Consider the following 13,463-nt stretch of genomic DNA (forward strand, 5'->3'; position numbering starts at 1 on the left):
GATAAGACTCTACATAATGTTTCTGGGAGGAACAAACCTTGAATAAGCTCCGTAAGATTTTTTCTTGGATGTGTATCATCCTTTTACTCTTTTTACTTAGTGGTTGTGCTGAGAGACCCTTTTTATCCAAAGGGGGTATTTATTCAATAGTAACGATGTCTTCTGAGGGAGAAGTACAGAAAATACCTATCCAATTAACTTGGAATACAAACTTTGCGGTGATGCAACAGCTTCTTCTCGAAGCCTCCTTTGTCTTGGGGGATCTGCATTCTTTGCCTGATTCTGATGCCAGCGCTACCACCGTTGAAAGCGATACCACCGTTGAAAGCGATACCACCGTTGAAAGCGATACCACCGTTGAAAGCGTTCCAAAACAAAACCCTGTTAACCCTAATGAGACTTCAGCACTTTCAATAGCGGAAGACTCTCTTCCCCCGGTTAGTGTTCTTGAAGCTAAAAAAGATTTTTCAGAAATAAATTTTGAAGATCGAGAAAGAATAGAGATAGAAGGACAAAACAGTCAGAACATACTACCCGCTATCTCCTCAATGATGGCTGAGCTTCCGATTCGTCCATCAGAAACAATTTTATTAGAAGCTACTTTTCCTGAAGCTAAATCCTTTGAACTTCTTATCGATGATGAACTCACTACATTAGAAATTACCAATATTCAAATAGAGGTCAGCGGGCTTCATCCTGGTCGAGTTATTTTGAACCAAACTATGGTCCTTCAGGGTATCCCTAATCCAAATCTTGAATCTGCTTTTAGTCAATTTCTTGTCATGCTACAGAAGACCGAGCAGGTACCTATACGCTATGATAATGAATTGAATTAAATCCAAAAAAGAAAACAAGAAGCACATTTAAACTGTCAGTTTAATTAGCAGCTTCTTGTTTTCTTTTATATCCACATCAAGAATTAAGTTGGCACAAGGATAACAAGGTAATATGCTATCCCTATTTAGTTGGGCTGGGGAAGTGGCTACAAAATCGATAAAAGCCAAACACATACATAGCTAATTTCTCTGGTCGCAGATGTTCCCAATTTTGAATGCTCATCTCTTCTCCAAAACTATTTCTTAAAATCCCATTACTTTGAATCCAGCCACTGGGCCCATCCTCATGTAGCTTTATTTCCCAAATCGAGTTAGCATCTTGGACATGAACCGATGCGATATGAAGACAACACCGAGCATGGTAAATTTCAATCAGCTTCACAATTAAAGTTGTTATGGGATCAATGGTATAAGTCCCATAGCTGGGATTAATCTGAGCTTCTTGCATAATCTTTCTCACTAATTCATCGACTGCTTTTTCTCGATTGTAACGCTGCTCAAACGGAATATTCAAGTTCCTAACCCGAACTGAACCCAAACTCAAGTCAAAATAGAGGGGGTCATGCCCTTCGAGATTAAGAATTAGAAAATTCCCATCGACTTGAATATGTCCCGGTACGCGCGAGAGGAGTTGATGTGCAATTTGGTACGAGAGGATTTGAGAAGAAACTTCTCGCTCATCACGCCGTGCACAGCTTTGACATTCCTTTACCGGATTTACTTCTAAGGCTAACCTCAACCTTGACACCCCCATTTATTTCTTAATCTAAACTTATCTATAGTATACACAATTTTATAGTAATAATCATCATAATATTTTAAATTTTTAAAATTCATTACACAATTATTTTTAACCAGTCTTATCATTATATATTTTAACAAAAGCTGTTAAGAAAAGGAGCCTTGTACATCTCCTTTTCTTACATCGCCACCATTCTTTAAGTATCCCACCACTTAGAATTTCTCATCAATCACGTCAAACATTTGCGGAGTGGACTGTTTAAAGGCTTTGTTTTCCCCTAGGGTAGATGCCCAATTATCGTATGCATTCACATCGTCCCATTTCGTCATAACCATTATTTCATTCGTATTCGTTTGCTCATTGATACTAGCATACTTAAACCCTCCGATCTGATCTAGGTCATCTAATCCGCTTCGGATATCTGATAATAACCGGTCACGATCGGGTGAGTCGAAAGTATGAACGATTGTTAGCATAATTGTACCCCCTCATCATAATGTTTAATCGCTTTTTATTCTGTCCTATCCTTTCTTCTTCCATACAAAGGGATTCACTTTTAATCGTGTTTGACATAAACTATTGTAGACGTTTTCCATCTGTTTTTTATTCTATGATAAAAGAATGAATATTCCTTCTAGTCGTCGTTTTTTAACACCTAAAGTGCTATAATTAAAGTGTTCCAACTTAAATGTGTGAGCAAAAGGAGGATCCAGATGAAGTTAGTTTACTTGAAAACAGACTTCCCGAACGGCAGATCCCATATCCTTATGAAAAACACCGAATCTCAAAGCCAAGAACTGAATCATTTCGTTCTTGTACTTACCAATAAAGGGACCCTTTGGGTTGATGTTTTTTGGCCTTACGATGATGAATCCGAGCGATATACCCGCCGCATTTCAGAACAACATTTCTGGCAGGCTTTCCGCGAATGGCGTCTCGCCGGATTTCAACTAGGGGACAATGAGCAAGTGGCTACAGTCTTAGCTAGGCGTCAATTGAATCTCAAAAAGCACCCCGTTGATGCCTAAATCTATTATAAGAGTAACTAATAGCATAAAAAAAGCGTTCAAACTCAGGTCTCTGGCAACGTTTGAACGCCTTTTTTATGCTTATTCTTCATCTAGAGGACCATTCCTCTTAATCTTCTGGGCTGGTGATTTCATTGCCTGTTTGTCAAGACGGTAAATAAAAGCTAAGAGCTCAGCGACAACTTGATAGAGCTGTGGAGGTATCTCTTCCCCATACTCAACTTTCATAAGGGTCTCAATTAATACCTCATCTTTTTGAATGGGAATTCCATATTCAATGGCTTGCTCAATAATTTTACGAGCTACTTCCCCAGAGCCTTTAGCTACGACTTTTGGAGCTCCGGCATGGTCATAAGCAAGGGCAGCGGCTTTTTCCTTCATACCTGATAGTTCACCCCTTCACGCAATTCTCCTTTGAGAAATCGATGAAATTCTTCCGCAGTCTTGAGCTGCCCTACTCCGATGGGGTGAAGGGTAATTCCCATTTGCTGGAATATGGTGCGGGTCGACTCATAATTTTCCTCAATCAAAGTCTGTAGCTCTTCTTGTTTTTCGCTTAAAAGCTTAAGGGTTAACTGACCTTCATACAACCATCCCTCTAGTCCCAGCTCACCTAATGTGGGGGTTTCGGCATGAAGTGCTAAACGACAATGATCTAGGTCTATTTTTTTGCCCTTGCGTGAAGCTTTAAAGGCTAGCGTCTGGGTATATAGCTCTCCTTCTGATTGGAGAGGTATTTCCATGAGGTAAAAGGGAGCATCAGGGTTACCTGCTTGCAAGAGAATTTGCTGCCCTGTTAAGCGCTCCAGAAGACCGGAAAAGAGGGATTTCTCGGCTCCGGTGGACTCACTACTATTTAGCAAGGATAGGATGATACCCTTAAGGCTCTTTTTTAGCTCTATTTGCAAATTCTGGATATCCCCATCTTTCATAGTCTCAATATTTTTGAGTCTCCGTTCATAATCTAAGCCCAAACCCTTAAATAACATAAAGAGCTGCAGAAAGCCATCTGTGCCGAGATTAGACCACTGAGGAATATTATTATTGATAAAGGAAGCAATCATTTCTTTTCCTGAAAGATTGAACATCTCCTCATTGACAGCATTTTGAACACCTTTGCTACTTTGCAGGCCTTTCCCATCGATAAGCACTGATGTACCCTTACCATCAATGGGGATCGGGGTGCCCTTGCTTTCCATGGTCACGGGGGCGCCCTTGCTATCTGTGGTCACAGGAGTGCCCTTGCCATCTGTAGCCACAGGGGTGCCCTTGCCATCTGTGGTCACGGGAGTGCCCTTGCCATCTGTGGTCACGGGAGTGCCCTTGCCATCTGTGGTCACGGGGGCGCCCTTGCTATCTGTGGTCACAGGAGTGCCCTTGCCATCTGTAGCCACAGGGGTGCCCTTGCCATCTGTGGTCACGGGAGTGCCCTTGCCATCTGTGGTCACGGGAGTGCCCTTGCCATCTGTGGTCACGGGAGTGCCCTTGCCATCTGTGGTCACGGGAGTGTCCTTGCCATCTGTGGTCACGGGAGTGCCCTTGCCATCTGTAACTACAGGGGTGCCCTTGCCATCTGTGGTCACCGGGGCGCCCTTGCCATCTGTGGTCACGGGAGTGCCCTTGCCATCTGTAACTACAGGGGTGCCCTTGCCATCTGTGGTCACGGGAGTGCCCTTGCCATCTGTAACTACAGGGGTGCCCTTGCCATCTGTGGTCACCGGGGCGCCCTTGCCATCTGTGGTCACGGGAGTGCCCTTGCCATCTGTAACTACAGGGGTGCCTTTGCTTTCTGTTAGAACTGAACTTAATAGATCAGATATGGATTTCCCCCTAGGGGAAGCAAACTCAATATATAGTCGCTCCAGCCTTTGGGAATCAGTGGGGGTATCTTTACCGGAATAATTACTATTATCTCGAACAAGCACAACTCCATTCTCATCAATTTTATGGATTGATGCCCAGAATTTCGCACCCGGTTCAACGGAAATCTCCAGCATAGCCGGAATCACTTGTCCAGCAATGCGAATTTGAGCCTTCCCGCTAGGATCCTTCTGGATGACCTCGACAAGGAATTTCTGCCCCGGTTGAAGTCCAGTATTTTTTAAAGGTAGATTAATTGGCCCCAAACCTTGTAGCTCCAAATTATCCCACTCCTATATGAACTAGTTCTTCTTATCCTTACCCTTGTTCATTTTCAAATCCTTCTGCAATGCCTTCAAGGCCTGGTGCGTTTTAGCATCTATTCTCTGTCCTAAATTTCCTTCAAAATCTTCATTGTTCACGTATATCCTCTCAATCTTTTTTTCAGATAAAGAAGATTTTTTAGAATGCAAGTTATTCTTGTTGAAGGAACTCTTATCGGAGACTGCCTTTTTCCTTGATCGCTGTTTTAGATTACCCTTATCATGTTTTTCTTTAACTGAAGGAATCTTTTTGCCATCTGCTGTCTCTGGTTGATTGCTTGACGATTTGTTATCAGAAGGGAATTGCGCTTCCACCCACTGACGAACAAATTCTGGTTCCTGAGTCACAACAAAGGCTTCTTGAATCGACCCATTGCTTTTCAGTAGAATTTTACAACCCGTTTGTGTTTCGTATTTATAAACAATCCCGCGCTCTGGAGAGCGGTTAACTTGTATTACTCCAGGTATTATATCGGAAATTTGTGGGTTTTGGCTTAGTTCTTCAAGCCAATCCAAGGCATCTTGAATAATTCCGTGTTCCCGCTTGACTTTATTTCTTCGATGTTTCATCTATTCACCTTGATTCAGAGAAGATATGCCGGGCATCAATCTCCTTGCCCGCAATATTAACTATTCCCATCGAATAGCTAGTCTGCCGCCGTTTATCCGTGGGAGAACCCGGATTAAACAGAAGGATTTCACCATGTTTTTTTAGATAGGGTTCATGGCTATGACCAAAAATAATCAGATCAACTTGGTCATGCTCAAAATTCCTCATCGCTCTCTCAGTGGTTGTGCGTCCCGGTCCTTCAGCTCCGTGGGTCAAGCCAATTTTAATTTCCCCGCAGCTAACTATGCTTCGCTGCGGTAAGCGAGCTAATTCCCAACCATCACAATTCCCTTTTACTGCTTCTAGTGGGGCTACCTGCTTTAAATCTGTTAAGAGACCAATGTCTATCACATCACCAGCGTGGAGGATTAAGTCCACTCCTTCAACCTGCTCCCAAACCCACCTTGGTAAAGATTTTCCCTCACGCAAATGCGTATCAGACATAACCGCTATTTTCATGGTGTTCACCCTTTCGAAGATGCCTAAGTACAAAAACAATCCCAACCATAAATATTAAAGTGAGAATTCCGCTTATGACAAAAGTTACTTTCGCTCCCCAGAAATCCGACAATGTTCCCGCATAAAGACTTCCTACCGGGATCATACCACCAAAAACAAGGTTATAAGCACTCATAACTCTTCCCCGATAGTGTCCATCCACAGTTATTTGAATTAGTGAATTGGCGGAAGCAGAGAAAACGATCATTGACCAACCTAAAAAAACAAGAAACAAAGCACTGGTGAAATATGTATTCTGCAATCCGACTACAACATTGAAAATCCCTAAGCCAAAGGCACCAATCAGAAGCATACGGGGTTGCGGACCTTCGGCACTTCTAATGGCCACAGTTAAGGCTCCAATGAGGGCTCCAAACCCTAAAGAGCTCATCAGAAGCCCGTATCCTAAGGCCTCTTCCTGCAAATCAATTTTTGCAAGCACAGGTACCAGAACATTAAAATTCATGGCGATGGCACTTAAAAATCCCATCATCATCATGACCAATAGAATGCGCGGGGTTTTCCCTATATATCTCAGACCATCAAGAATATCTTTTCTTAAGGATTTATGCCTAGCCTTAATACGTTCGCCATGTGGTATAGCTTTTACGAAAATCAAAATCCCCAACACTCCTATGAAGCTAAATCCATTAATCAAAAAACACCACATCGGCCCCCAGAAGCCCATGATAATACCAGCAATGGCTGGACCGATGAGACGAGCCCCATTAAAAATTGCCGAATTCAAAGCAATTCCGTTGGCTAAATGCTCCCTACCCACTAATTCGATTATAAATGATTGTCGGGCCGGGATATCCACAGTATTCGCGATACCGAGAGTAAAAGCCATTATGATAAGCATCCAATATTGAATAGCCCCAGTTCCTACTAAGAAGGCCAAAGCAAATGCTAAAATCATGAAGATACTTTGGGTTACAATCAGAACGTTTCGTTTGGGTAGCCTATCAATCCAAGCTCCGGCCTGAAGGGAAAACAGCATGGTCGGTAAGAATTGCATTGCCGAGACCCAGCCGAGTAAAAAAGGCGAATTTGTCAACTGCAAAACTAACCACACCTGCCCAATATTCTGAGTCCAGGTTCCGATAAGTGAAATAATCTGCCCTCCCCAGAACCAGCGGAACGGGGAATGCGTTAGTGCCGGAAATGCTCGATATATATATGAGTGTTCTTTTAAACCTGCCATCTACCTCTTTACCTCCATAAGTAAAACATAGATTCTATGTATTGTTAACTACACAACAAAACATAACCGTCGCTTAGTATGATAAAAGCATCTTTGACAGATGCTTAATACTATTGATATTAGGTTATACATGCATCAATAAAAAATTATAACATAATTTCCGGAGTTCCAGAAAACAATATACTATCTAAAACCTTGCTACCTATCTACAATAAAAAAGGCGTAGCTTAATTGCTCGCCTTGGTGAGTAACCTAATGGTAATATCGTCCAACAGATCTTTGATGTCTTATTGCCTTACGCACTTCGTTTGCGACTTTCCAAGTTTCTTGATATTGCGGGGTCATCAAGCTCAATTTTCCTGAATGCTTATCGATTAAAATATCCACGCCGGGCTTTCTTCCCTCCGTTTTTTCACCCGGCCTCATTATGTCAATCCCTATTTTATTCTCATCATATTCAGGAGGAACAAGATAATTCAACACTTCTTCAGTAGCATCTATCAATTCAACCACTTGATCTTGAGGATATCCTTCGCAAAGCAAGATATCCCGCACTTGTGAAAGTGGATGATCAAGCGTTAGTAGCATCTGGGCCCGTTGAACTAAGTTGTAATCAATTTCCACGACGCCACCTCTTTTCAATTATTTCTACAATTTCATTTTACCCTTGAGCTACATTGGAAATACGAACTACTTCTTGTCGGACTTGGAGAACTTGACCAATTCAATCAATATTTATATCAGGAGGTTCTCATGAATAAATTTTTATCTCTTCCCGCTATTATAGCTGCTATCTCCGGTGTCACCATGGCTCTTCAAGGCACATTGAATTCTGAACTCTATCAAAAATCGTCAATTTTAGCCACCACCTTGGTAGTTCATATAATCGGAACTGTCGTGGCATTAATTGCAGTCCTAATCGCTCGGGTCCCGTTCTTAGAATACAATTGGCTTTCTATACCATGGTATCTTTATCTTGGCGGAGTTCTTAGTGTCGTTATTGTTGGATTAGTAGCCTTGAGCATTCCCAAGATTGGTGTATGCAACGCGACAACCGCTATTATCATCGGTCAGGTGGGCGCTGCCCTTATTATTGATCATCTCGGACTATTCGGCACTGAGCGTCTTGCTTGGAATCCTTGGCAATTACTCGGATTGATTCTCTTTGCCGCTGGGGCCAAGCTCCTCTATACTTAATGATCAGAAATTTCCCTTAGCCAAGTTTTGCTCGCGTGTCAATGGCCGCCATATTGATCACAATCTGATAGATTTCATCAGCAACAGAAAACTTTCTAATTTGACCATTAGCAACCATAATTACTGTATTCTTTCCGCCACTGGTCTGATCATTTTCAATTAAGCGCAATAGAAATGTATAGGCTTCGCTGGTTGCTGCCAGCTGTTTAAATTCTCCTTCAGCTACAAAAAGTATCCAATAGCCAGTTGACACTTCATTCCCGAGATAAAGAGACGAGGCTGGAGATCCGAGATTTGTATCTCCGGTGGAATAAAGATAACCTGATGATGTATCAGGATAGGTAGTGCTTATATTCTTATTGAAATCATAGGTACTATCCCCATTACAATTCGGATCATAGGACCCGGTGGAAGAGTCAACCAGTTGAGCCGCAGGGTCGCTAAGGCGTGCATAGACATCACTAAAAAAATTCGGGAAAATAATATACGCTCCTATTCCTATGAGCAATACCCAAAAGGCCAATGCCTGTAAATCCTGCCCTATATCATTGCGCGGTGGCCGCCCCCAAAAATTCGACAACTGAACCCCTCCTCTATCCCGATCATGAGATCCTATAAGTAATTATACTAATGAAAGTTGTTCGATATGTTTGTCCATAGCAAAGCGTCACCAAAAGTCTTTTGCTTGCATAACTCTTCATCTCCGTCTAGAATAATACCGAGGTGTGCAAGATGGAGAGACTTCGCAAAAAACTTAGTTTATTACCGGACAAACCGGGAGTTTATCTTATGAAAGATACTTCCGGCCAAATCATATATGTAGGCAAAGCCAAAATCCTTAAAAACCGAGTCCGTTCGTATTTCACGGGTTCCCATAATGGAAAAACTCAGCTGATGATTAGCCAAATTGCAGACTTTGAGACTATTCTCACGGATTCAGAAGTAGAGGCCTTGCTTTTAGAATGCAATTTAATCAAAAAACATAATCCCAAATACAATATTTTATTGAGAGATGATAAAACCTACCCTTTTATAACGATTACCGATGAAGATCATCCGCGCATCTTAGTAACACGGCAGGTAAAAAAGGGAGCAGGAAAATATTACGGACCCTATCCTAATGCGACAGCAGCCAAGGAAGCGGCGCGCTTGCTGAATCGACTTTTCCCCTTTCGCAAATGTCGTCAGATTCCTAGCAAGCCCTGTCTTTACTATCATCTTGGTCAATGTCTAGGTCCATGTACCCAGAATGTGCCCCGAGTGGCCTATGAGACTATTCGCAAGGATGCTGCCACCTTTCTCAAGGGGGATCAAGGAGCCATCCTTAAAGCCTTACAGTCCAAGATGATACAGGCTGCGGAGAACTTAGAATTTGAACGAGCCCAAGAATTTAGGGACCTGATTGAAGATCTTAAGAAAGTCGGAGAAAAGCAGAATATCACCTTAAACGACTTTGTGGATCGAGATGTGGTAGGATATGCTTTTTCTCGAGATCAACTATGTATACAAATTTTTTATCTACGCCAAGGCAAACTCCTCTCCCGGGATAATTTTATCTTCCCCTATTATGAAGAACCGGAAGAGGCCTTCATCTCTTTTTTAGCCCAGTTCTATACCGAAAGCCCCACCCTTCCCCAAGAAATACTCTTGCCTCCGCTTGATCTCAGCGTATTAGGCAAGCTTTTCCCCATGGTTATACCTCAAAAGGGCCAAAAGCATGATTTAGTCCAGATGGCCATGGAAAATGCCCAAACCACTTTACACGAACAGATCTCCATCGAAATTCGCGATTTGGAAGAATGCACCCAAGCCCTAGAGGAAATCGGGAATGCTTTAAACATACCCTCCCCGCGAACGATCGAATCCTTTGACATTTCCAATATTGCGGGAACTCATAGTGTCGCTGGTATGATACAATTCATGGATGGAAAACCGAATCGCAGTCAATATCGCAAGTTCAAGATACAGCCCATGCCCACTATGGATGACACAGCCTCCATGCACCAAGTGATCGAGCGACGTTATGCACGCCTCCTTCAAGAAAGCCTCCCCCTCCCAGATCTAATTCTCGTGGATGGGGGTAAGGGTCAGATCAATGCGGCAAAAGAAGCCCTCGCAGCCTTGAAGGTTGATATTTATGTAGCGGGTATGGTCAAAAATGATCGGCATCAAACCTCAGTTCTAATGGACTCAGCAGGACATCCCCATTTTTTTGAACGTCGGTCAGCCGGTTTCCGCCTACTAGAACGAATTCAAAATGAAGTCCATCGTTTTGCAATCACCTTCCATCGACAGCAACGCACAAAAAGCATGATGCTCTCTGAGCTTGACGGTATACCTGGTGTCGGACAGAAGAGAAGACAACAACTATTGCGGTATTTTAAATCGATAGACAACATCCGCCAAGCCAACTTAGAGGATCTTCAGAAAGCAGGGCTTCCTTCTTCAGCAGCTGCCGCCATATATGCACACTTTAATGACAAAGGAGTTAAGCTATGATTCTCAACTACCGCGTCGAACTCTGTCGTCAATGCTATTACAAACGGACTAGACGATGTGGAAAATCGGATCTGTACATTCATAATCTGACACCGGCCGAGCCGGGAGGAGAATGTAAAAATCACCGACTTGTGCCTTGGGTTCCCTATTACTAAAACTAGATCTATCTAGTGTTCTTTTCTATAAAACCCTTTCCCCCGATCCACAATATTATGCTTAACTTAAAAATTAATGTAAAAAAAAACACCTCTCTCACGAGAGGTGTTTATCTTTGAGCCTTAGGACACAGACGAATAAATATTGCGCCATAGGTCGAGTAGGTTTTCCCACTGAGCTCCTCCAGTTTCCTGTAAAGGCGGTTTCCCCTTTCCCTCAGCCTAGAATGTCGCCCAATCTAGCACTTGATCGCCACTAAGAACGCACTTTAATCCTCGTTAGTTTTCGCTCTAGAAGTTTTCCTTAACGGCCCATGACAGCTTAGCCTCTTTTGCAGAAAAGAATTTCAGGCAGACTCAAACCCATCGGCCAATGAGCAGAAGTCCCTTTAGCCCTCCCAACATCTCCACCTCAAGGCAGGCTACACTGCACTAAGTTCCTTCCTAATGCAGGTTCATACCCCAAGCCGTAACCAAAAACTCAGCCACGAACTTAGGCCTCCACGGAAGAGGGTATCGCCCGCATGCCATTGCGGATCCCCCTCAACCTTAACCCCCAGCAGCAACCCTCGACTGGGCGTCGAAAGCCACCACCAGGAACTTCATCGGTATGCCCTTAGCGGATTATTAGGCCCGCCTTCGACTGCCATTTCACGCACTAGAATAGCGCACCATAGCTCAAAGACAATTATAATATTTATATTATAACGAAATCAATCTTTTTTACAACTCAACATTGACTGTCCTTGAGCTTGCTTTACTTCGAAAATGAACGCAAGAATCCAATAAGCTGGTATTAAACTGATTTTGCCTCAATTGCTGGCATTCCATCATTAAATATTCGCCGCAGCATGACTTCAATACTTCCCGGTAAATCCTGAGCGGCTTTCTGTAGTTGGGAAGCCCTCCATTCAATTTCATCCATCAATACTTTAACCTGAGGATTAGAAATATAAGCTTGAGGTTGTTCCTCTTGAAAAATACCTTTTACTAGGAATAACATAACAAGAATTATAAAAACTCGCCAAATATAACGCAATGGATATACCTTCCTTTCCTGAGCCGATATATCCATAGTTTATCCTTCTTGTCTCACTTTAAGCCTCATTTTATCAATCCAACTAGAAAATCTGGAAATTCGAGCACAGTGGCTAATGTGCCGGTAAGCAGACTATCTATGTGCGCAATCTTATAGAGGGACGTAAAAAGGTCTGATGTAAAATACATCAGACCTTTTTACGCACTCAAGATAAACTTAGCTATGCTGCCAATTCGCTAGATAATTTTCCTGTTCCTCAGACAGTAGATCAATCTTCAATCCCAAAGTTCTTAACTTTAGCTCAGCCACTCGCTTATCTATCTCTAAGGGAACGGAATAAACTTTAGACTCTAAGGAATCCTTGGCAGTCGCCAAATAATGTAAGGCAAGAGCCTGTAAGGCAAAAGTCATATCCATGACCTCTGCAGGATGGCCATCCCCAGCAGCTAGGTTGACCAACCGGCCTTCAGCTAAGAGATATATTCGGCGACCATCCTGAAGTAGATATTCTTCAATATTGTTACGAACTTCGCGACAACTCTGCGCCATAGCCCTTAGTTGGACTTTATTCACTTCCACATCAAAATGACCGGCATTGGATAAGATCGCACCATCTTTCATCACTTGGAAATGTTCACCTGTAATCACGTCTTTATTCCCGGTAACCGTTACAAAAAAGTCGCCTAAGGGGGCAGCCTCAACCATAGGCATGACCTCGAAACCATCCATCCAGGCTTCATTGGCTTTAATCGGGTTGACTTCGCAGATGATGACTCGGGCACCAAGGCCCTTGGCTCTCATGGCAACACCTTTACCGCACCATCCATAGCCGACGACACAAACAGTTTTTCCGGCTACTACCAAATTGGTCGTGCGCATAATCCCATCCCATACCGATTGGCCGGTGCCATAACGATTATCAAATAAATACTTCATTTCAGCATCATTGACGGCAATCATGGGAAATGCCAATTCTCCATTCTTCTCCATTGCTCGTAAACGGAGAATCCCGGTGGTCGTTTCTTCGGCACCACCTTGGACCTTGCCGATTAATTCTCGGCGTTCTTTGTGAATGGTCGAGACTAAATCGCCACCATCATCGATAATGTAATCCGGGCCAAAATCCAGTGCCTTATGAAGGTGTTGATGATACTCCTCATCAGTTGCACCATACCAAGCGTGAGCATGAACACCTCCGGCCACTAAAGCAGCCACTACATCATCTTGGGTGGATAAAGGATTACTAGCCACCACTGTGACCTCCGCTCCACCTGCTTGAACAACTTTGGCAAGATAAGCTGTCTTCGCCTCTAAATGCAGGCAAATAGTTACTTTTTTACCTTTAAAGGGCAGAGTTCTCTCGAACTCCTCCCTCAAAGTATTTAATACAGGCATATGAGCTTTAACCCAGTCAATTTTCAATTGACCTTTTGTTGCCAAATTAATATCTCGTATTGTTGATTCCATAGTTC

The 13,463-nt window shown here is 42.9% G+C and carries 15 protein-coding genes; 4 read left to right on the forward strand and 11 right to left on the reverse strand.

The features are described 5' to 3' along the window. Positions 1 to 38 precede the first annotated feature (38 nt). Positions 39 to 836, forward strand: a complete 798-nt coding sequence (locus DESDI_RS10180) for a hypothetical protein (protein WP_015262530.1) — start codon at positions 39 to 41, stop codon at positions 834 to 836. A 121-nt stretch (positions 837 to 957) separates the two neighbouring features. On the opposite strand, the gene DESDI_RS10185 is transcribed toward DESDI_RS10180, so the two are convergent. Both DESDI_RS10185 and DESDI_RS10190 read right to left on the reverse strand, forming a co-directional pair. Beyond that, complete coding sequence (locus tag DESDI_RS10185) at positions 958 to 1,584, reverse strand: hypothetical protein (RefSeq protein ID WP_041219406.1); 627 nt, start codon at positions 1,582 to 1,584, stop codon at positions 958 to 960. Positions 1,585 to 1,790: 206 nt separating this feature from the next. Next, the gene (locus DESDI_RS10190; protein WP_015262532.1) at positions 1,791 to 2,054 is read right to left on the reverse strand and encodes a hypothetical protein; all 264 of its coding nucleotides are present in this window, start codon (positions 2,052 to 2,054) and stop codon (positions 1,791 to 1,793) included. A gap of 237 nt (positions 2,055 to 2,291) precedes the next feature. Between DESDI_RS10190 and DESDI_RS10195 the strand changes: the two genes are divergently transcribed. Next, a complete protein-coding gene (locus tag DESDI_RS10195) occupies positions 2,292 to 2,606 on the forward strand; it encodes a hypothetical protein (protein WP_015262533.1) in 315 nt (104 codons plus the stop codon). Positions 2,607 to 2,687: 81 nt separating this feature from the next. Here the strand turns inward: DESDI_RS10195 and DESDI_RS10200 are convergent, their stop codons facing one another. The 6 genes from DESDI_RS10200 to DESDI_RS10225 form a co-directional block, all read right to left on the reverse strand. Continuing rightward, the gene (locus DESDI_RS10200; protein WP_015262534.1) at positions 2,688 to 2,987 is read right to left on the reverse strand and encodes an EscU/YscU/HrcU family type III secretion system export apparatus switch protein; all 300 of its coding nucleotides are present in this window, start codon (positions 2,985 to 2,987) and stop codon (positions 2,688 to 2,690) included. Beyond that, the gene (locus DESDI_RS10205; RefSeq protein ID WP_015262535.1) at positions 2,984 to 4,747 is read right to left on the reverse strand and encodes a hypothetical protein; all 1,764 of its coding nucleotides are present in this window, start codon (positions 4,745 to 4,747) and stop codon (positions 2,984 to 2,986) included. The genes DESDI_RS10200 and DESDI_RS10205 overlap by 4 nt, the downstream gene beginning before the upstream one ends. 21 nt (positions 4,748 to 4,768) lie before the next feature. Continuing rightward, positions 4,769 to 5,305, reverse strand: coding sequence for a DUF2103 domain-containing protein (locus DESDI_RS17320; protein ID WP_242825388.1), 537 nt, complete (start codon positions 5,303 to 5,305; stop codon positions 4,769 to 4,771). A gap of 58 nt (positions 5,306 to 5,363) precedes the next feature. Then, positions 5,364 to 5,858, reverse strand: coding sequence for a metallophosphoesterase family protein (locus DESDI_RS10215; RefSeq protein WP_015262537.1), 495 nt, complete (start codon positions 5,856 to 5,858; stop codon positions 5,364 to 5,366). Then, positions 5,836 to 7,101: an MFS transporter gene (locus DESDI_RS10220; protein ID WP_015262538.1), complete on the reverse strand. Its 1,266-nt coding sequence runs from the start codon at positions 7,099 to 7,101 to the stop codon at positions 5,836 to 5,838. The genes DESDI_RS10215 and DESDI_RS10220 overlap by 23 nt, the downstream gene beginning before the upstream one ends. A 252-nt stretch (positions 7,102 to 7,353) precedes the next feature. Continuing rightward, entirely contained in the window at positions 7,354 to 7,725 is a 372-nt protein-coding gene (locus DESDI_RS10225) for a hypothetical protein (protein WP_015262539.1), read from the reverse strand. Between the two features lie 129 nt (positions 7,726 to 7,854). Here DESDI_RS10225 and DESDI_RS10230 point away from each other — a divergent pair, with 129 nt between their 5' ends. Next, entirely contained in the window at positions 7,855 to 8,298 is a 444-nt protein-coding gene (locus tag DESDI_RS10230; protein WP_015262540.1) for a DMT family transporter, read from the forward strand. A gap of 16 nt (positions 8,299 to 8,314) precedes the next feature. Here the strand turns inward: DESDI_RS10230 and DESDI_RS10235 are convergent, their stop codons facing one another. Continuing rightward, positions 8,315 to 8,878, reverse strand: coding sequence for a hypothetical protein (locus DESDI_RS10235; protein ID WP_015262541.1), 564 nt, complete (start codon positions 8,876 to 8,878; stop codon positions 8,315 to 8,317). 152 nt (positions 8,879 to 9,030) lie between these two features. On the opposite strand from DESDI_RS10235, the gene uvrC reads away from it, so the two are divergent. After that, positions 9,031 to 10,797 (forward strand): excinuclease ABC subunit UvrC, encoded by a 1,767-nt coding sequence (gene uvrC, locus DESDI_RS10240; protein ID WP_015262542.1) that lies wholly within the window; start codon positions 9,031 to 9,033, stop codon positions 10,795 to 10,797. Between the two features lie 951 nt (positions 10,798 to 11,748). On the opposite strand, the gene DESDI_RS10245 is transcribed toward uvrC, so the two are convergent. Both DESDI_RS10245 and DESDI_RS10250 read right to left on the reverse strand, forming a co-directional pair. Further along, positions 11,749 to 12,027 carry a hypothetical protein gene (locus DESDI_RS10245; RefSeq protein ID WP_015262544.1) on the reverse strand — a complete coding sequence of 93 codons (279 nt, stop codon included), beginning with the start codon at positions 12,025 to 12,027 and terminating at the stop codon, positions 11,749 to 11,751. Positions 12,028 to 12,207: 180 nt separating this feature from the next. Then, complete coding sequence (locus tag DESDI_RS10250) at positions 12,208 to 13,458, reverse strand: adenosylhomocysteinase (protein ID WP_015262545.1); 1,251 nt, start codon at positions 13,456 to 13,458, stop codon at positions 12,208 to 12,210. Positions 13,459 to 13,463 lie beyond the last annotated feature (5 nt).

The sequence above is a fragment of the Desulfitobacterium dichloroeliminans LMG P-21439 genome (assembly GCF_000243135.2).
GTDB lineage: Bacteria > Bacillota > Desulfitobacteriia > Desulfitobacteriales > Desulfitobacteriaceae > Desulfitobacterium > Desulfitobacterium dichloroeliminans.

Excerpts from the sequence above, each read along its gene's own strand:
- DESDI_RS10195 (WP_015262533.1), top strand. The coding sequence starts at position 2,292 with ATGAAGTTAGTTTACTTGAAAACAGACTTCCCGAACGGCAGATCCCAT.
- DESDI_RS10230 (WP_015262540.1), top strand. The coding sequence starts at position 7,855 with ATGAATAAATTTTTATCTCTTCCCGCTATTATAGCTGCTATCTCCGGT.
- DESDI_RS10245 (WP_015262544.1), bottom strand. The coding sequence starts at position 12,027 with ATGGATATATCGGCTCAGGAAAGGAAGGTATATCCATTGCGTTATATT.
- DESDI_RS10250 (WP_015262545.1), bottom strand. The coding sequence starts at position 13,458 with ATGGAATCAACAATACGAGATATTAATTTGGCAACAAAAGGTCAATTG.
- uvrC (WP_015262542.1), top strand. The coding sequence starts at position 9,031 with ATGGAGAGACTTCGCAAAAAACTTAGTTTATTACCGGACAAACCGGGA.
- DESDI_RS10200 (WP_015262534.1), bottom strand. The coding sequence starts at position 2,987 with ATGAAGGAAAAAGCCGCTGCCCTTGCTTATGACCATGCCGGAGCTCCA.
- DESDI_RS10190 (WP_015262532.1), bottom strand. The coding sequence starts at position 2,054 with ATGCTAACAATCGTTCATACTTTCGACTCACCCGATCGTGACCGGTTA.
- DESDI_RS10220 (WP_015262538.1), bottom strand. The coding sequence starts at position 7,101 with ATGGCAGGTTTAAAAGAACACTCATATATATATCGAGCATTTCCGGCA.
- DESDI_RS10215 (WP_015262537.1), bottom strand. The coding sequence starts at position 5,858 with ATGAAAATAGCGGTTATGTCTGATACGCATTTGCGTGAGGGAAAATCT.